Origin of the sequence: Flavobacterium sp. Leaf82, from assembly GCF_001422725.1 — a bacterium.
GTDB lineage: Bacteria > Bacteroidota > Bacteroidia > Flavobacteriales > Flavobacteriaceae > Flavobacterium.
In genome coordinates, this window is record NZ_LMMA01000007.1 from 1 (window position 1) to 18,117 (window position 18,117).

Annotated in this window: 17 protein-coding genes; 12 read left to right on the forward strand and 5 right to left on the reverse strand. The window is 33.9% G+C overall.

Going from position 1 to position 18,117, the window contains the following annotated elements; translation table 11 throughout:
- Positions 1-54 precede the first annotated feature (54 nt).
- Both ASF10_RS07125 and ASF10_RS07130 read left to right on the forward strand, forming a co-directional pair.
- A complete protein-coding gene (locus tag ASF10_RS07125; protein WP_056247141.1) occupies positions 55-669 on the forward strand; it encodes a hypothetical protein in 615 nt (204 codons plus the stop codon).
- Positions 666-1,382 carry a DUF3307 domain-containing protein gene (locus tag ASF10_RS07130; RefSeq protein WP_056247143.1) on the forward strand — a complete coding sequence of 239 codons (717 nt, stop codon included), beginning with the start codon at positions 666-668 and terminating at the stop codon, positions 1,380-1,382. Before ASF10_RS07125 ends, ASF10_RS07130 begins: the two co-directional genes overlap by 4 nt.
- On the opposite strand, the gene ASF10_RS07135 is transcribed toward ASF10_RS07130, so the two are convergent.
- Positions 1,368-2,402, reverse strand: a complete 1,035-nt coding sequence (locus ASF10_RS07135) for a quinone-dependent dihydroorotate dehydrogenase (RefSeq protein ID WP_056247145.1) — start codon at positions 2,400-2,402, stop codon at positions 1,368-1,370. The two genes, ASF10_RS07130 and ASF10_RS07135, sit on opposite strands and share 15 nt — an antisense overlap.
- A 136-nt stretch (positions 2,403-2,538) precedes the next feature.
- Between ASF10_RS07135 and ASF10_RS07140 the strand changes: the two genes are divergently transcribed.
- The 4 genes from ASF10_RS07140 to ASF10_RS07155 all read left to right on the forward strand — a co-directional run bounded on the left by ASF10_RS07140 (position 2,539) and on the right by ASF10_RS07155 (position 6,906).
- On the forward strand, positions 2,539-3,525 hold the full coding sequence (locus ASF10_RS07140) for a DUF6515 family protein (protein ID WP_056247147.1): 987 nt from the start codon (positions 2,539-2,541) through the stop codon (positions 3,523-3,525).
- Positions 3,526-3,660: 135 nt separating this feature from the next.
- A complete protein-coding gene (locus ASF10_RS07145) occupies positions 3,661-4,794 on the forward strand; it encodes a formylglycine-generating enzyme family protein (protein WP_056247148.1) in 1,134 nt (377 codons plus the stop codon).
- Positions 4,795-5,036: 242 nt separating this feature from the next.
- A complete protein-coding gene (gene pepT / locus ASF10_RS07150; RefSeq protein WP_056247149.1) occupies positions 5,037-6,314 on the forward strand; it encodes a peptidase T in 1,278 nt (425 codons plus the stop codon).
- 1 nt (position 6,315) lies between these two features.
- A complete protein-coding gene (locus tag ASF10_RS07155; RefSeq protein WP_241774922.1) occupies positions 6,316-6,906 on the forward strand; it encodes a YdeI/OmpD-associated family protein in 591 nt (196 codons plus the stop codon).
- Between the two features lie 415 nt (positions 6,907-7,321).
- Here ASF10_RS07155 and yajC read toward each other — a convergent pair whose 3' ends face one another.
- From yajC to ASF10_RS07170, 3 genes are all read right to left on the reverse strand, one after another.
- Positions 7,322-7,597: a preprotein translocase subunit YajC gene (gene yajC, locus ASF10_RS07160; protein WP_056247152.1), complete on the reverse strand. Its 276-nt coding sequence runs from the start codon at positions 7,595-7,597 to the stop codon at positions 7,322-7,324.
- Positions 7,598-7,737: 140 nt separating this feature from the next.
- Positions 7,738-8,649 carry a transcription antitermination factor NusB gene (gene nusB, locus ASF10_RS07165; protein WP_056247300.1) on the reverse strand — a complete coding sequence of 304 codons (912 nt, stop codon included), beginning with the start codon at positions 8,647-8,649 and terminating at the stop codon, positions 7,738-7,740.
- Between the two features lie 476 nt (positions 8,650-9,125).
- Positions 9,126-10,235, reverse strand: a complete 1,110-nt coding sequence (locus tag ASF10_RS07170; protein ID WP_056247154.1) for a Glu/Leu/Phe/Val family dehydrogenase — start codon at positions 10,233-10,235, stop codon at positions 9,126-9,128.
- A gap of 205 nt (positions 10,236-10,440) precedes the next feature.
- Between ASF10_RS07170 and ASF10_RS07175 the strand changes: the two genes are divergently transcribed.
- From ASF10_RS07175 to ASF10_RS07195, 5 genes are all read left to right on the forward strand, one after another.
- A complete protein-coding gene (locus ASF10_RS07175) occupies positions 10,441-12,219 on the forward strand; it encodes an ABC transporter ATP-binding protein (protein WP_056247157.1) in 1,779 nt (592 codons plus the stop codon).
- 68 nt (positions 12,220-12,287) lie between these two features.
- Entirely contained in the window at positions 12,288-12,656 is a 369-nt protein-coding gene (locus ASF10_RS07180; protein ID WP_017495419.1) for a PUR family DNA/RNA-binding protein, read from the forward strand.
- A gap of 88 nt (positions 12,657-12,744) precedes the next feature.
- Positions 12,745-15,006, forward strand: a complete 2,262-nt coding sequence (gene bglX, locus ASF10_RS07185; RefSeq protein WP_056247159.1) for a beta-glucosidase BglX — start codon at positions 12,745-12,747, stop codon at positions 15,004-15,006.
- A 10-nt stretch (positions 15,007-15,016) separates the two neighbouring features.
- Positions 15,017-15,838 (forward strand): alpha/beta hydrolase, encoded by an 822-nt coding sequence (locus ASF10_RS07190; protein ID WP_056247162.1) that lies wholly within the window; start codon positions 15,017-15,019, stop codon positions 15,836-15,838.
- Between the two features lie 20 nt (positions 15,839-15,858).
- Entirely contained in the window at positions 15,859-16,413 is a 555-nt protein-coding gene (locus ASF10_RS07195; RefSeq protein WP_056247164.1) for an RBBP9/YdeN family alpha/beta hydrolase, read from the forward strand.
- 255 nt (positions 16,414-16,668) lie between these two features.
- On the opposite strand, the gene ASF10_RS07200 is transcribed toward ASF10_RS07195, so the two are convergent.
- The gene (locus ASF10_RS07200; RefSeq protein WP_056247166.1) at positions 16,669-17,004 is read right to left on the reverse strand and encodes a tRNA-binding protein; all 336 of its coding nucleotides are present in this window, start codon (positions 17,002-17,004) and stop codon (positions 16,669-16,671) included.
- A gap of 134 nt (positions 17,005-17,138) precedes the next feature.
- On the opposite strand from ASF10_RS07200, the gene ASF10_RS07205 reads away from it, so the two are divergent.
- A complete protein-coding gene (locus ASF10_RS07205) occupies positions 17,139-18,032 on the forward strand; it encodes an alpha/beta fold hydrolase (protein WP_082472395.1) in 894 nt (297 codons plus the stop codon).
- Positions 18,033-18,117 lie beyond the last annotated feature (85 nt).

The following is an 18,117-nucleotide window of genomic DNA, read 5'->3' on the forward strand; positions in this document are numbered from 1 at the left end:
ATTACATAAATTTGTAATAAATAAAATCTAATTATTTTTAATTATATTTGAATTATGACTAGCGTAATTACAGGAGATATCATTGGCTCAAGACAACAAACGTCAAAACATTGGGTAGAAGATTTGAAAAAGATCTTATCTGTGTTTGGCGAAATGCCAGGTCAATGGGAGGTTTACAGGGGAGACGAGTTTCAGATCGAGATTAAAAATCCCGAAGATGCTTTATGGTCTGCTATTTTGATAAAAGCGCATCTAAAAGCTATAAAATTAGATGCCAGAATGAGTATTGGTTTTGGCAGTAAAACACATACTGCAGAGAAAATATCAGAAAGTAATGGTGCTGCTTTTATAAATTCAGGTGAACTTTTTGAAACTTTAAAAAAACAAAAAGTAACTTTAGCCATGCGAACTGGAGATGTTGCTATTGATGAAAAAATGAATTTGATGATACAGCTGGCTTTGACTTTTATGGACAATTGGCTTGCACAACCTGCAGAATTTGTAGTGGCTGCACTAGAAAACCCAAAATTATCACAAGAAGAATTAGGGCAAAAATTAGGCATTAATCAGGCTGCGGTAAGCCGTAGACAAAAACGAGCCCAGTTTGATTTGGTACTGCAGTTAGATCGTTATTTCAGAAAACAAATAAAACAACTTACAACGTCATGATTTTATTTATAAAACTGCTTTTAGCACATTTATTAGGTGATTTTATATGGCAGCCCAACTCATGGGTAGCACATAAGGAAACAAAAAAACATAAAAGTATTTATTTATATCTTCATATTCTTTTGCACGGTATTCTGGCTGCAATTTTAGTTGGAGAAATTCAATTTATACCTTACGCTTTTTTAATCGCCATTATGCATGGCATAATCGATTTGATCAAATTAAATTTTCAGAAAGCAAAAACAAAACGCACTTGGTTTATTATCGACCAAATTGCCCATGTTTTAGTTTTAATAGTTGTTGTGCTGCTTTATAAAGATGAAACTATCAACTTTACCTGGTTCAATAATCAGTTTTGGATTTTAATTACAGGCGTTTTATTGATCACCAAGCCTACTTCTATTTTTATAAAAACCATTATTTCGATCTGGAATCCCGAGAGCCAAAATAGTCACAATGATAATTCGCTTGCTACAGCCGGAAATTACATTGGTATACTAGAACGATTGTTCGTATTCTGTTTTATTTTGACGGGACATTTTGAAGCAATCGGTTTTTTATTAGCTGCTAAATCTATTTTTAGATTCGGAGATTTAAAAGAAGCCAAAGACAGAAAACTTACCGAATATGTTTTAATAGGTACATTAATCAGTTTTGGAACCGCCATTGTCACAGCATTAATTGTACAGGCATTGCTGTTACAATTGCTTTAAAACTTTTTTATTGATTGCTTTTATCAAGGCAGGACCTTCGTAAATAAATCCAGTATACAATTGCACTAAACTTGCTCCTGCATTTAGCTTTTCGATAGCATCATCCGCAGAATGTATCCCTCCTACTCCAATAATTGGGAATGCTTTATTGCTTTTTTCAGAAAGAAAACGAATTACTTCCGTAGAACGCTTTGTTAATGGTTTTCCTGATAATCCGCCCATTTCAGATTGGTTTGAAGATTGTAGTCCGTCTCTTGAAATAGTAGTATTTGTTGCGATTACACCTGCAATTTGGGTGGTTTTTACAATATCAATTATATCTAATAATTGCTCGTCTGTAAGATCCGGAGCAATTTTTAACAGAATTGGTTTTATTTTTTGAGTACTTGTTCTTTGTTTCTCTACATTTCTGTTTTGCAATGTCTGTAACAAAGCTGTCAAAGGTTCTTTGTCTTGTAAAGCTCTTAAATTTGGTGTATTAGGAGAACTAACATTCACCACAAAATAATCAACATGATCAAATAAGGCATCAAAACAAATGATGTAATCGTCTACAGCATTTTCGTTTGGCGTTACTTTATTTTTACCGATGTTTCCACCAATTAAAACTCCTGAATTCTTTTTTAGACGTTCTACAGCTTCAAGAACACCACCATTATTAAAACCCATTCGGTTAATAATCGCCTGATCTTCTTTTAACCTGAACAAACGTTTCTTAGGATTTCCTTCCTGACCAACCGGCGTTACAGTTCCTATTTCTATAAATCCAAAACCAAAATCAGAAAGCTCTTTATATAACTTGGCATCTTTATCAAATCCTGCTGCAAGTCCTACCGGATTTTTAAATTTAATTCCAAAAACTTCACGCTCTAAACGGGTGTCTTTTACTTCGTATATTGATTTTATAATTGATGAAACTCCGGGTATTTTTGAAATGAATTTAACGAATGAAAAAGTAAAATAATGTACTTCTTCCGGATCAAACCAAAAAAGTATAGGGCGAATTATCAATTTATACATAAGAGTGTGTTGTGTGTGTTTTTTCGGTTGCAAATTTAATTATAATACTTCAGACAATTATACACTAAAATGATTTTTTATTTTTCGCGATTATTCCTATTTTTTTCATAATTTTAATCCTCTTAAAACACTGAAAATGAAAAATATAAAAAAAAATCTTAGAAAAATAGCGTTAGTATGTTTGATGGGATCATTTTTTTTGATTTCAATAGATAGTATAGCGCAACGTCATGGAGGCGGAGGACACAGAGGCGGAAATGTAGCAAGGCCAGCACAAAACAGACCCGTTCAGGCAAGACCGGCCCAAAACAGACCCGCTAATAAATCTGCAATAAACCGACCTGCAAATACAACGAGACCAGGAGCCGGAGGTACCGGAACAAACAAAATTACCAGACCTTCTACAGGTTCAAACTCAAAAATTGGGGACAGAACAAATAATAGAAATTCAAATACCGTAAATAGAAATAAAACCGGAAACAGAAATACCAATATTAGCGGAAATACGGTTAACAGAAACAGAAATAATGTAAATATTGACAGAAGCAGAGATATTAATATAAACAATAACAGAAACACTGTTGTAAGACGCAACAATGTTGTGGTATACAATCGTCCTCCTTACAGATATGGCGGTTACAGATACAATACTTTTCATCCTTACTATTTTCATCCATACAGACCATATTATTGGGGACCGGTTTGGCATCCTTGGGGATTTTTTGTTGCTACTTTGGCCGTTACAGCAATCGTGGTAAGTGTCGAAAGCAATCAATATCATTATGATCAGGGAGTTTGGTACGCGCCATCTAATGGAGGTTATACGGCTGTGCCCGCGCCCGTGGGAGGAACAGTTAACAATATACCAAGTGGAGCCGAAACCGTAAATACCGGAACGGTCAACAACTATTATTACGGAGGAACTTATTATGAAAAAGACGGAAGCTCTTATAAAGTTGTGCCGCCAACAGCAGGAACGTTAGTAGATAATTTACCTGAAGGAGGCGAAGAAGTTACCATTGGCGATGTTAAGTATGTAAAATTTGGAGAAACCTATTATCAACCTGTAGAAGTAGATGGAAAATCCAAATACGAAGTTGTACTGGTTGAAGAAGATAAATAAAACCATATTAACCTTATCAAATAAATAGAGTTTGATAAGGTTATTTTTTTAACTTTATAAATTATTACCAACGAAGCTATTTTTTTGTTACTTTGTAATAATTAACCTACCATTTACTACGTAAAAATAATTATAATGAAAAATAAAACCTATTGGATTTTAGCAATTCTTACTATATCCATTATATCAATTGCATATGGTTACAGTTCCTTTATTGTTCCCAAACAAAAGTTAGCCGCACTGGATTGTACCGAAAGTCCAAATCCAGCTGACTCGTCTTTGTTTAAGCCGACAATCGAAAATAAAAACCGCCCTTCGGCTAATAAAACCCCAATAGGAATGGTATGGATTCCCGGCGGAGAATTCTCTATGGGAAGCAATGTCGAGGATGAAAGCCTATGCAGTATAAAAGGAGTAACAAAAGATGCAGCGCCTATACATCAGGTATATGTTGATGGTTTTTATATGGATAAAACCGAAGTTACCAATGAACAATTTGAAGCTTTTGTTAAAGCAACAGGTTATGTAACTTTAGCCGAAATAAAACCAACCCATGAAGAATATCCTGATGCACCACTGGAAAATTTAGTGGCAGGATCAGCTGTTTTTACCCCTACTCCTGCTAAAGTAAATCTGGGTAATTACATGCAATGGTGGTCGTATGTTCAAGGTGCAGACTGGAGACATCCGGAAGGGGCCGGAAGCTCTATAAAAGGAAGAGAGAAATATCCCGTAGTTCAGGTTTCATATGATGATGCAGCCGCTTATGCAAAATGGGCAGGAAAACGATTACCAACTGAAGCCGAATGGGAATTTGCGGCACGTGGCGGAAAATCAGGACAATTATACGCGTGGGGAAATACATTAAAACCTAAAGGAAAATTTCAGGCCAATATCTATCAGGGACACTTTCCTATAGAAAAAGGAGACACTGGAGAAGATGGTTATATTGGCATCGCTCCTACCGCACAATTTGAACCAAACCCGTATGGTCTTTATGATATTGGAGGAAATGTATGGGAATGGACAAATGACTGGTATACTGCCGATTATTATGACGTTTTAAAACAAAGCGGTACTGTGACTAAAAACCCAAAAGGTCCGGATTCATCTTATGATCCCGGAGAACCTAATTTACCTAAAAAAGTTCAGCGCGGAGGATCGTTTTTATGTACAGATCAATATTGCACCCGTTATATGGTAGGAACACGAGGAAAAGGAGATTATAAATCACCCGCAAATCATATTGGATTCAGATGTGTTCAATAATTATTTTTAAAAGAAAGTTTGCCACGAATTTCACAAATTTTCACTAATAAAAAAATGCCTTGCATACTTAAATAAAATCCAATTTCGCAAATCAAATTCGTGGAATTGGATTTTATATTTAAAGTAATTCGTGTTATTTCTTGAAATTCGTGGCAAACTTTTACCACCCTAATTTACAGTTTTCATAATTCACAGCTTTACAACGCCTGATTATTTGCTTATATTTGCTAAAAAATAAACAAATGCAACATATTATAGATCGTTTTATCAGTTATGTAACTATTGATACCGAATCAGACCCAAATTCACAAACTACTCCAAGTACAGAGAAACAATGGAATCTTGCCAACAAATTAGTCGAAGAACTAAAAACAATTGGTCTGGAAGATGTTACTATAGATGACAAAGCTTATATAATGGCAACTTTGCCAAGTAATGTAGATCATGAAGTACCAACAATTGGATTTGTTTCGCATTTTGATACTTCACCTGATTTTAGCGGAGCAAATGTAAAACCGCAGATTATTACCAATTACGACGGAAAAGACATCGTATTAAATGCAGAGAAAAACATAGTTTTATCTCCAAATTATTTTAAAGATTTACTACAATATAAAGGACAAACAATCATCACAACTGACGGAACTACTTTGTTAGGCGCAGATGATAAAGCTGGTATTACAGAAATTGTTTCTGCAATGGAATATTTAATCCAGCATCCTGAAATTAAACACGGAAAAATTAGAATTGGTTTTACTCCCGATGAAGAAATTGGTCGAGGTGCGCATCATTTTGATGTAGAAAAATTTGGTGCTAAATGGGCTTATACCATGGACGGAAGTCAGATTGGAGAATTAGAATATGAAAATTTTAATGCAGCCGGAGCCAAAATTACTTTCAAAGGAAAAAGCGTTCACCCGGGTTATGCAAAAGGAAAAATGATCAACTCGATGTTGATTGCAAATGATTTTATCAACGAACTTCCAAAAGGAGAAACACCACAGGAAACAAAAGGTTACGAAGGATTTTTTCATGTACATCACTTAACCGGAAGTATTGAAGAAACAGTTCTTGAACTTATTATTCGGGACCACAACAAGATAAAATTCGAAAAAAGAAAAGATCTAATTGGTAAAATTGCCAAAAAAATCAATAAAAAATTCGCCAAACAATTTGGTGAAGATATTGTAATCGCCGAGGTTAAGGATCAATATTATAATATGAAGGAAAAAGTACTTCCGGTAAAACATATTGTAGATATTGCAGAAAAAGCAATGAGAGAATTAGGTATTAAACCTATTATAAAACCTATTCGTGGCGGAACCGACGGATCACAATTGTCTTTTATGGGATTGCCTTGCCCAAATATATTTGCGGGTGGTCATAACTTTCACGGAAAATACGAATATGTTCCTGCAGAAAGTATCCAGAAAGCAACTGATGTTATTGTAAAGATTGCAGAATTGACTGCAATTCCAGGAATTTTTGATGTCGCTGATACACCTAAAAGAAAAAGATAAATTGGAAGAAGCTAATTCTGACAAAAAACACGTTTGGGACAAAGTCAACAACTGGGAAGAGGAATTACTCTTTCTAAAATCAATTATTGACAAAACCGAACTCGTTGAAACCATAAAATGGGGCGGTCCAATTTATGTGTACAACAAAAAAAATGTTATTGGGATTGGCGGTTTTAAAAATTATTTTGCGATTTGGTTTCTTAGTGGAGTTTTTCTAAAAGACGAAAAAAAGAAACTTATCAACGCTCAGGAAGACAAAACAAAATCCATGCGACAATGGCGTTTTACTTCCAAAGAAGAAGTAAACGAAAAAGAAGTTTTAGAATATATTCTTGAAGCTATCGAAAATGAAAAGCAGGGAAAAATTATCAAACCTTCTAAAAAAGAAGCGATTGTTTCTGAACTTTTTCAAAAAGAAATAGACCAAAATCCAGCTTTAGCTGAAGCTTTTCAAAAATTTAGTCCTTATAAACAATATGAGTTTATGGAATATATTGAAAGTGCGAAACAAGAAAAAACCAAACTTTCAAGAATCGAGAAAGTGATTCCGATGATTTTAGGGAATATTGGTTTGAATGATAAATATAGATAGAATTTCAAATTTCTATTTTCAGAGACCTTTGTCAAAGTTTTAAACTTTGACGAAGGTCTTTTCTTTTTTTGTCATTTCAAGAGAAACAAAACATACAACGATCTAATTGGAATCGAATCTCTTACGCAGACACACTGCTGTGCGTCTCTACGATTAACAATACGGATAATAGGAACGAACCATCAAATTTACAATCTACACAATACAAATCTATAAAGATTGACCATAGAGACACACTGCAGTGCGTCTAACTAAAGATTGAAGAGTTACTATGTGGAGTTTCTTGCGGAGATCCCTCTTTCCTCGGGATGACATACTTTGCGTACAATTATGACAAAATCGTGTACTTTAAAACAAAAAAATCCCCAATTCTAATTAGAATTGGGGATTTATATTTATTAGAATTTCTAAAAAATTATGCTTTTTTAGCTAAAGCAGCACTCATTTCCATAGAAATAGCTGAACGCTCAATTTTCAATTTTCCAGACATTGTTTCGATAACAGCACTTGTTTCTGCAAGCTCAACAATTTTACCATGAAAACCACTTTTAGTAATTATTTTATCACCTACTTTCAGGCCGCTTTCAAATTCTTTTTCGTTTTTTGCTCTTTTTTGTTGTGGTCTGATCATGAAGAAATACAACACTACAAACATTAGTAAATAAGGAGCAAATTTCATTAAATCTTGCATAGTATTCAGTTTTTATTTTTGTTATTAATATTTATGTTTTAGCTCTTCGACTTCACTCAGAGTGACATTAGAATTGGCTCTTCTCCCGAAACCCCGGGGCGCTCAGAACGGCATTAATAAAGCTGAGATTTTCTCAGGTTTTACATCAAGCCTCTACCTACTTTAATCATCTTTTTATTAGCAGTAAGCTCTTTAACAAGATTATCTAAAATTCCGTTGATAAAAATACTACTTTTTGGTGTAGAATATTCTTTAGCAATTTCTAAATATTCGTTAAGAGTTACTTTTACCGGGATCGAAGGGAATTTTAAAAACTCGCAAATTGCCATTTTCAAAATAATAGTATCGATTTCGGCAATCCTTTCACTATCCCAATTTGGTGTTTTGTCATCATATTCTTTTGCAAGAATAGATTCGTTTAAAACTGTTCTTCTAAACAAGTCTTTTGCAAAATCTTTATCCTCAACATCTTTGTACAATTTTGGCACTCTAAAATCATCCGGATCTTGAGTTTTAATTGCTTTTAATTGCTTAACAATATGCGTATTTACAACCGGAATATCATCAACCCACGTTAATTTATCATCTTCCAGATACTCATATAATTTTTCGTTAGGAACAATTACATCAGCAAATAAATCGATCACAAATTGTCTGTCTTCTTCAAAAGTATTCGTCGTAGTACTCATGTATTTTGCATACAAATCACTTGACTTAATATCATTTAAAAGTAAAATGATATAATCATCGTTTAAAGACCAGTTGTTGATTTTACGATTTTCTAAAGCAATGCTTAAAGAATTACTTTCGGCAAGAAGTTGGAAAATTTTGTTGTTGATGAACTTTTCGTTCGGATTACGTTCTGCAGCAGTTGCAAGATGTTTTTTGCTTGATAGATGTAAAAAAACAGATTCTTTTTTGCATATTTCAATTAATGAAGAAAGCATTATAAGATATAAGTCCTGAATATTATCGATACTATAGAAAAGAAACTTTTCTTCTTTTTCCAGATTATCAGAACCGCTTTGATGCATTGCATAAATGGACTGCATTACTTTAACGCGTATGTGTCTTCTATTTACCACCTTGTAAGAACATTTAAAAATTAGTCTGCAAAATTAGCAATTTCAATCCTTATAATAAAATTTATTCGCAATTTTTAGTCACAGTTTTCAGGCCAACCGATTAGAAAGTTGCAGTTTTCAGTGTCAGTTTTCAGTAGATGCGCATAAAGTCGCAGTATTCAGTCACGTTTTTCAGGCGAAACGTTTAGAAAGTCGCAGTTTTCGGTCTCAGTTTTCAGGCTAAACGTTTTGAAAGTCGCAGTTTTCAGTGTCAGTTTTCAGTCGATGCGCACAAAGTCACAGTTTTCGGTCACGGTTTTCAGGCGAAACGTTTAGAAAGTCGCAGTATTCAGTGTCAGTTTTCAGCAAATGCGAATAAAAAAAATCCCAGTCTCAATTTTCAAAACTGAAAACTGGGACTGAGACTATAAACTGGGACTGTAAACCGAGACCGAGACTAAATATTACTTTTTAGTAGCATTTTCAATTTTTCTCAAATCAATACGATTTTGAGCAATTGTAAGCGCAGCTTTATGAGTTGTCATTCCGTTTTTCACAGCATAATCGATAATTTCTAAAGTAGTGTTATAGATATTTTCGGTTTTTGTCATGATTTCGGCTTTACCGTAATGCTCTAATTCAGCATAAACATTGATAATTCCACCAGCATTGATTAAGAAATCCGGCGCATATAAAATACCTCTTTCCTGTAATCTTGCTCCGTGAACATTTTCATCAGCTAATTGATTGTTGGCAGCACCAGCAATTACTTTAGCTTTGATTTTGTTTACCGTATCGCTATTAATAGTTGCTCCCATTGCACATGGCGCATAAATATCAACATCAGCAGCATATAAATCTTCTCCTGTAAATATTGTTGCGTTGTACTTTTGAGCTACTTCGTATAATTTTTCTTCATTGATATCAGCAATTGTAACGATTGCTCCTTCTTTAGTCAAATATTCTACTAAAGCTTCACCAACGTGACCAATTCCCTGAACCAAAACTTTTTTACCGTCAAGAACATCAGTTCCAAATTGGCTTTTAGCAGCAGCTTTCATTCCCAAATAAACACCATAAGCAGTTATTGGAGAAGGATTTCCTGAACCACCTCTTTCTTCAGAGATACCCGTAACATAAGGAGTTACATCTCTTACAGTGTCCATGTCTTTAGTTTCCATTCCAACATCTTCAGCAGTAATATATCTACCTCCTAAAGAGTGAACAAATTCACCAAACTTGCGCATTAATTCTGGCGTTTTTTGCGTTTTAGCATCACCAATAATTACTGCTTTACCTCCACCGATATTTAATCCGGTAATGGCAGATTTATATGTCATACCTCTTGAAAGACGCAAAACATCGTTTAATGCTTCCCATTCGGTATTATAGTTCCACATTCTGGTTCCTCCTAAAGCTGGACCCATAACCGAATTATGAATACCAATAATTGCTTTTAAACCTGTATCTTTGTCATTGCAAAAAACAATTTGTTCGTGATCGTCAAAAGATAATTGACCAAAAACCGGATCCATTTTTTGAAGTTCCTTTCCAGTTGCGAAAGTTGCATCCATAGCGATAGTATTTATTTAGTTATAAATTATGAATTTGTCAAAAAGACATCTCAAACTTAAACAAAAAATACACATGTGCTAATTTTTTATCTTTAAAATAACAATTAAACAATCGATTTGTTCTGATAAAATTATAAATTCCCTTAGTTTTAATTCATAATAATTTATAAAATCAAAACATTTCATCATTGAATCTCTTAAAAAAATGAAAGAATTAAGCTATTTAAACAAATATTTCATCAAATATAAATATAGTTTCTCTTTAGGAATTTTAATCACCATAATCGCACAAATATTCTCTTTATTTACTCCTAAGCTCATTAGCAAGTCTTTAAACGCAATCGAGAAGTTTGATAAACTCCCAAAAGCGCAACAAACATCTCAGGCAATTATTGATACTTATCGCGACGGATTAATTCATAACGTATTGCTAATCATAGCTACTACAATTGTCGCGGGTTTCCTGACTTTTTTAATGCGCCAGACTTTAATCGTAATGTCACGTCATATCGAGTTTGATTTAAAAAATGAGGTTTTTAAGCAATATGAAAACCTTTCTCAGAACTTTTACAAACAAAACCGTACCGGAGATTTAATGAATCGTATTAGCGAGGATGTTTCTAAGGTGCGTATGTATGTTGGTCCTGCAGTAATGTACACGATCAATACTTTTATACGTTTTGCCATTGTTATTATATATATGTATAATGTGTCGCCATTACTGACCTTATATACCATTTTGCCTTTGCCGATTCTTTCCTACTGTATCTTTAAATTAAGTTCTGAAATCAATAAGCGAAGCACCACTTTTCAGCAATATTTATCTAAAGTTTCAAGTTTTTCGCAGGAAATATTTTCAGGAATACGCGTTATTAAAGCCTATTCATTAGAAAATCAACATCAGAATAATATGGTGGCTCTTGCCGATGAAAGCAAAAAGAAGAGTTTAGATTTAGCCAAAGTTCAATCCTTATTTGGCCCTTTGATGATTGCCTTAATCGGAATCAGTAATTTAGTCGTAATTTATTTTGGAGGTGTGATGTACATCAACGGAACCATCCCTAATATTGGTACAATAGCCGAGTTTATTTTATATGTAAATATGCTTACCTGGCCAGTTGCTTCTTTAGGATGGGTTTCGTCAATGGTTCAGGAAGCAGAAGCTTCTCAAAAACGTTTGAATGAATTTTTGAAAATTGAACCTGAAATTAAAAACAAAAACGAAAATTCTTCAGATATTCAAGGTTCAATTGCGTTTGAAAACGTGAGTTATACCTATGAAGATACGAATATCGAAGCCTTGAAAAATGTAACTTTTACAGTAAAAAAAGGAGAGACATTAGCTATTTTAGGGAAAACTGGTTCCGGAAAATCAACTATCTTATCCTTAATTTCTCGTCTCTATGATGTTACCGAAGGAAAAATCACAATTGATCAGAATGAAATCAGTACTTTAAACCTAAATGATTTACGAAACAACATTGGGATTGTACCTCAGGATGCCTTTTTATTCTCAGACACAATAAAAAACAACATTAAATTTGGCAATCAAAATGCAACAGACGAAGAAGTAATCGAAGCTGCTAAAAATGCTGTTGTTCATGATAATATCATCGCTTTTAACAAGCAATACGATACTATTTTAGGAGAAAGAGGTATCACTCTTTCGGGCGGACAAAAGCAGCGCGTATCTATTGCGCGTGCTATAATTAAAAATCCTGCAATTTTACTTTTCGACGATTGTTTATCTGCGGTGGATACAGAAACTGAAGAAACAATTTTGAATAATTTATTTGAAATTTGTAAAGATAAAACTACAATTATAGTGAGTCACAGAGTATCATCAGCAAAGAATGCCGACAAAATAATCATTTTAGAAGATGGAAGGATCATCCAACAAGGCTCTCATAATCAATTAATAAATCAGGAGGGATATTATTCGTCGTTATATTTAAAACAACTTTCGGAAAAAGAATTACTTTAAATGTTGCGTAATAGATAATTTTTTATGATTTTTGAGTACTATTAATTCCAAAAATGATAGAACGTATTATGAGAGAAAATGACATGTTAGAAAAAGAAGAGATTTTTTCTAAAGTATTACGAGCAGGAAGAAGAACTTATTTCTTTGATGTGAGAGCTACTAAAGCTGATGATTACTATATCACGATTACTGAAAGTAAAAAATTTACTGAAGAAGATGGTTCTTTTCATTTTAAAAAACACAAAATTTACTTGTACAAAGAAGATTTTAGTGCTTTTGCAGAAATATTAGAAGAAATGACTTCGTATGTCTTGAACCACAAAGGCGAAGAAGTAATTTCAGAAAGACACCAAAAAGATTTTAAAAAAGAATATGGTTCTGATAAACCTGAAGGACAAAGAACTAGCTTTACTGATATTGATTTTGACGATATTTAGTCCTAAAATAACTTTTTAAAAAGTACGAGTCCAATATGTCCTGCATTTTGGACTTTTTTTATATATTTAAATTAAAAAGCTAACCTTGATGACACTAACCACAAAACCACACTATTGCCTATTATTTTTTCTCTTCGCAATATCAATATCGTACAGTCAAAAAGCGAATTTAAATGTTGAAAAGAAAATCGACAACATCATAAAAAACATGACTCTTGAACAAAAAATTGGCCAGACATGTCTTAAAGGTACTTCAAGCCGCAGTAAAGGTTTGTCTGATGAACTTAAAAATGATGTTCGAAAAGGTTTAGTCGGTGCTATTTTAAACCTTACAGATCCCAATTTAGTTTTTGAAATACAAAAAATTGCCTTAAAAGAAAGTCCTAATCATATTCCTTTATTATTTGGAAGAGATGTTATTCATGGTTATAAAACTATTTTCCCAATTCCGTTAGGATTAGCTGCTTCGTGGAATATGGATTTAGTCGAAAAAACATCTAAAATTGCTGCTAATGAATCCTATTCAAGATGTATCAATTGGACTTATGCGCCTATGGTTGATATTGCCAGAGATGCACGCTGGGGAAGAATTGCAGAATCTCCAGGCGAAGATCCGTTACTGGCATCAAGATTGGGAGTAGCTTATATTAAAGGTTTTCAGGGAAATGATCCGGCAGCTCCAGGACAAATTTTGGCTTGTGCCAAACATTTTGCCGCTTATGGCGCTGCAGAAGGCGGACGGGATTACAACACGGTGAGCATGTCTGAATCCTTACTGCGAAATGTATATTTAAAACCTTTTGAAGCCGCAGCAAAATCTGGAGCAGCTACTTTTATGACTTCCTTTAATGACCTTAACGGAGTTCCTGCTTCCGGAAATCGTTTTTTGCTAAAAAAAATATTACGCGAAGAATGGAAATATGACGGTTTTGTGGTAAGCGACTGGAATTCTGTTACAGAAATGATTCCGCACGGTTATGCTGCTGACGAAAAAGATGCTGCATTAAAATCTGCAACAGCAGGGCTTGACATGGAAATGACCAGTTTATCCTATGCCCATCATTTAAAAACCCTGATTGCTGAAAAGAAAGTTTCTGAAAAGGAACTGGATGACATGGTTCGTAATATTCTTAGAATAAAATTCAGAGCCGGAATTTTTGAAAATCCATACTTTAAAGATCGTGAAAAATTTTCATTATTAAGTGCCGATGCTTTGCAGACCGCCAGAACTGCGGCAAGTAAAAGCTTTGTTTTATTAAAAAACGAAAATCAGATTTTGCCTTTAAAATCCAATCAAAAAATAGCTGTAATTGGTCCATTAGCTGATGCTTCACGAGAACAATTAGGAACCTGGATTTTTGACGGAAATAAAGAAGATTCTCAAACTCCGCTAAAAGCGTTACAAAATAGTTTTGGATCAAATAATGTATTTTATTCCGCCGGACTTTCGCATAGCAGATCATTATCAGATGAAGGTTTTGAAGCCGCCATCGCAGAAGCTAAAAAATCAGATATAATTTTATTTTTTGCCGGAGAAGAAGCTATCCTTTCCGGAGAAGCGCATTCGAGAGCAAATATTAATTTACCGGGATTACAGGAAAAATTAATAGCAGAACTGCATAAAACCGGAAAACCAATTGTATTGGTATTGATGGCCGGAAGACCCATAACTTTAGGAGCTGTTTTACCAAAAGTAAACGCCTTAATTATGGCATGGCATCCGGGAACAATGGCCGGTCCTGCAATTTCTGATGTGCTTTTGGGAATCACAAATCCGTCAGGAAAATTACCGGTAACCTGGCCAAAAGAAGTAGGTCAGATTCCTATTTATTACAATCACCCAAATACCGGACGACCGGCAGATCCTAAAACTTTTGTTGCAATTCAGGATATTCCTGTCGAAGCCTGGCAAAGTTCATTAGGAAATAATTCTCATTATCTGGATGCAGGTTATGAACCTCAATTTCCTTTTGGATTTGGATTGAGTTATACAACTTTCTCTTATGAGAATTTAAAAATCGAAAAAGCAATTCTGAAAAATAATAATACTGAAAAATTAAACGTTTCAGCAATTATTACCAATACCGGAAACACTACAGGAACAGAAACGGTACAATTATATGTTCGTGATATTACCGGAAGCATTGTGAGACCAATTAGAGAACTGAAAGATTTTGTGCAAATCGAGTTAAAACCTAAGGAATCCAAAACCGTACAATTCTCAATTCCTGTTTCGGAATTCGCTTTTTATAATGATAAAATGGAACTTAAAACAGAGTCTGGAGATTTTAAAGTGTGGATTACTTCGCATGCAGAAAATGGACTGGAAGGTGATTTTAAAATAGAATAAAATTGATAATATGAAGAAAATAATAGTATTACTTTGTTTTTTTATTGGAGTGGCTTCTTTTGCCCAAAAAACAGAATACGAGACGAAAACTAACATTCAATATTATAATGCAGTAACTAATAAGTCTGATTCTTACATTAACGAAAGATGTGTTTTAGATATTTATTATCCAAAAAATGCTAAAAACTTTGCAACAATAATTTGGTTTCATGGCGGAGGATTAACGGGAGGAAGTAAAGAAATTCCGGAAGCTTTAAAAAATAAAGGTTTTGCCGTTATTGGCGTAAATTATAGATTAGCACCAAAAGTAAAAGCCGCCAAAGCGATTGAAGATGCTGCGGCAGCACTTGCCTGGGCATTTAATAATATTACCAATTATGGCGGAGATACTTCGCAAATTTTTGTTTCAGGACATTCTGCTGGAGGTTATTTGGGATTAATGATTGGTTTAGATAAAAAATGGCTGCAAAAAGAAGGAATCGATGCGAATAAAATTGCAGGACTTATCCCTTTTAGCGGACAATGCATTACTCATTTTCAAATTAGAAAAGAAAACGGAATTCCGGATACACAACCAACAATTGATGCTTTCGCTCCGCTATATTATGTTCGTGCAGATGCACCGCCACTTTTGCTAATTACCGGAGATCGAGAATTAGAAATGCTGGGCCGATATGAAGAAAATACTTATATGTCCCGAATGATGAAACTGGCCGGACACAAACAAACGAAACTTTTTGAATTAGATGGTTATGGTCACGGAATGACAGAACCTGGTTTTCCATTACTTGTAAATGAAGTTAACCGAATCATAAAAGAAAATAAAAAATAATCATTTAAAAATCCACGGCAATGGAAACAAATTTATTAATATTACCCGGACTGGGAAATTCAGGTGACAAACACTGGCAAACCTTTTGGCATAAAAAATTCGAAAATTCAACGCGCTTAGTTCAGGACAATTGGGACGAACCGGTTCTTAAAGAATGGCTTGAGAGATTAAATGAAGAAGTCGAAAAACTGGATCAACCAACGGTTTTGGTTGCACATAGTTTAGCCGTTTCACTAGTATTGCACTGGGCAAAAGAAAATAAAAATCATAATGTTATTGGCGCATTATTAGTCGCTCCTGCAGATGTAGATTCACCTCAACATACGCCAGACATTATCAGGAACTTTTCGCCAATGCCTATTTATAAATTGCCTTTTCCGTCAATAGTTGTGGCTAGCGAAAATGACCCTTATGCTTCATTTGAAAGAAAACAATATTTTGCAGAAAAATGGGGAAGTGATTTTGTTAACGTAGGTCAAAAAGGGCACATCAACTCAGATTCAGACTTACAATATTGGGAAGAAGGTCAGGAAATTTTAAAACAATTGATTACGAAAATAGACCTGAAGGATTAAAATCATTTGCTGAAAATTTAACCGCAAAGTTCACAAAGGTTTACGCAAAGTTCGCTAAGTTTTTCGTCTAAACTTTTGCCTTATTAAGTTCACAAAGCTATAGTTTAAAATAATTTGTGCAAATTTGTGTAATTCGTGGCGAAAAATTTAGCCAAAACAAAATCAAAATCATTTTAATAAATGACACGTGCCATAGTGAACAGGCAAAACAAATCTGTAGTAAACTGAAAACTGAGACTGCGACTGAATACTAAATCAACCTATACGCAGTCCGTTTTCTATTTTAAAATCCGGTGCTAATAAAATAACATCTCCCTCCTCACCTACTGCGCCAAGAACAAGACATTCGCTCATAAACTTACCTATTTGTTTTCTTGGAAAATTTACAACCGCTACAATTTGTCGGTTTACTAAATCTCCTTTTTGGTAACGCTTGGTAATTTGTGCCGATGATTTTCTAATGCCAATTTCGGCACCAAAATCAATCGTTAATTGAAAAGCCGGTTTTCTGGCTTCAGGAAAATCATTTACTTCTATAATGGTTCCGATACGCATATCAGTTCTTTCAAATTCGTTCCAGGTTAAATCCATATTCGTTTAATTTTTATTGATTTACAAACCTATTAATTTTGTAATTATTACAACTAATTCTATAACCGTTTTTTTTAGTACTACCGCTAATTTTACTCAACAAGTTATTAAGCTCATACTAAAAAAATATAGAAATGGAAAACACTCTCCTTAACACCGACCAATCTCTAAGAGATTTTGATTTTGATATTCAGGAACTAAATACAGATAAATACATAGAAACTGCTAAAAATGTAAGATTGTATGTAAAGGATTATGGAAAAGGAAAACCAGTAATTTTAATTCATGGCTGGCCGCTTTCTAACGAAATGTGGGAATATCAAATTGATTTTTTAGTTCAGAACAATTACAGAGTAATTGCTTATGATCGTCGTGGATTTGGTAAATCTTCTCAACCTTATGACGGATATGATTATGATACTTTAACCGACGATTTAAAAGAAATCATCGAACAGTTACAATTAGAAAATGCAACTCTTGTAGGTTTTTCTATGGGTGGCGGCGAAGTAGTTCGTTATTTTAGTCGTTATGGAGGAAAAGGTGTTACGAAAGCAGCGTTAATTTCATCTGTAGTTCCTTTTTTATTAAAAACCAATGATAATCCAGATGGTCATCCAAAGGAAAAAAGTGAAACTACTGCAAATGCAATTAAAGAAGACAGAATAGGATTTGTGGATAATTTTGGAAAAACTTTTTTTGGCATTAATATCATCAACAAACCTTTGAGTACTCCGTTATTAGAATATTACAGAACTTTATGCTCATTTGCTTCTCCGAGAGCAACATTAAAATGTGCTGAATCTTTTTCTTATACTGATTTTAGAGAAGAATTAGACTTTATAAAAGTTCCAACATTAATAATTCATGGTGACGATGATAAAATCGTTCCTATTGATCTTACTTCAAAAAAAGCAGCAGAAGCAATTAGGGAAAATACTTATATTGTTTATGAAGGAGCACCACACGGATTATTTTATACGGATAAAGATAAATTGAATACAGATTTACTGAATTTCCTAAATTCATAAATCAATATTACTATATATAAAAAATATCCAAAGAAGTTTTTCTAAAATTTCTTTGGATATTTTTTTTATACTTACATGCTTTCTT

What these genes read in the sequence shown, in the direction of transcription:
- ASF10_RS07145 (WP_056247148.1), top strand. Translation starts at nt 3,661, where the DNA reads ATGAAAAATAAAACCTATTGGATTTTAGCAATTCTTACTATATCCATT.
- ASF10_RS07175 (WP_056247157.1), top strand. Translation starts at nt 10,441, where the DNA reads ATGAAAGAATTAAGCTATTTAAACAAATATTTCATCAAATATAAATAT.
- ASF10_RS07130 (WP_056247143.1), top strand. Translation starts at nt 666, where the DNA reads ATGATTTTATTTATAAAACTGCTTTTAGCACATTTATTAGGTGATTTT.
- ASF10_RS07140 (WP_056247147.1), top strand. Translation starts at nt 2,539, where the DNA reads ATGAAAAATATAAAAAAAAATCTTAGAAAAATAGCGTTAGTATGTTTG.
- ASF10_RS07170 (WP_056247154.1), bottom strand. Translation starts at nt 10,235, where the DNA reads ATGGATGCAACTTTCGCAACTGGAAAGGAACTTCAAAAAATGGATCCG.
- ASF10_RS07190 (WP_056247162.1), top strand. Translation starts at nt 15,017, where the DNA reads ATGAAGAAAATAATAGTATTACTTTGTTTTTTTATTGGAGTGGCTTCT.
- bglX (WP_056247159.1), top strand. Translation starts at nt 12,745, where the DNA reads ATGACACTAACCACAAAACCACACTATTGCCTATTATTTTTTCTCTTC.
- nusB (WP_056247300.1), bottom strand. Translation starts at nt 8,649, where the DNA reads ATGCAGTCCATTTATGCAATGCATCAAAGCGGTTCTGATAATCTGGAA.
- pepT (WP_056247149.1), top strand. Translation starts at nt 5,037, where the DNA reads ATGCAACATATTATAGATCGTTTTATCAGTTATGTAACTATTGATACC.
- ASF10_RS07125 (WP_056247141.1), top strand. Translation starts at nt 55, where the DNA reads ATGACTAGCGTAATTACAGGAGATATCATTGGCTCAAGACAACAAACG.
- yajC (WP_056247152.1), bottom strand. Translation starts at nt 7,597, where the DNA reads ATGCAAGATTTAATGAAATTTGCTCCTTATTTACTAATGTTTGTAGTG.
- ASF10_RS07135 (WP_056247145.1), bottom strand. Translation starts at nt 2,402, where the DNA reads ATGTATAAATTGATAATTCGCCCTATACTTTTTTGGTTTGATCCGGAA.
- ASF10_RS07180 (WP_017495419.1), top strand. Translation starts at nt 12,288, where the DNA reads ATGAGAGAAAATGACATGTTAGAAAAAGAAGAGATTTTTTCTAAAGTA.
- ASF10_RS07200 (WP_056247166.1), bottom strand. Translation starts at nt 17,004, where the DNA reads ATGGATTTAACCTGGAACGAATTTGAAAGAACTGATATGCGTATCGGA.
- ASF10_RS07195 (WP_056247164.1), top strand. Translation starts at nt 15,859, where the DNA reads ATGGAAACAAATTTATTAATATTACCCGGACTGGGAAATTCAGGTGAC.
- ASF10_RS07205 (WP_082472395.1), top strand. Translation starts at nt 17,139, where the DNA reads ATGGAAAACACTCTCCTTAACACCGACCAATCTCTAAGAGATTTTGAT.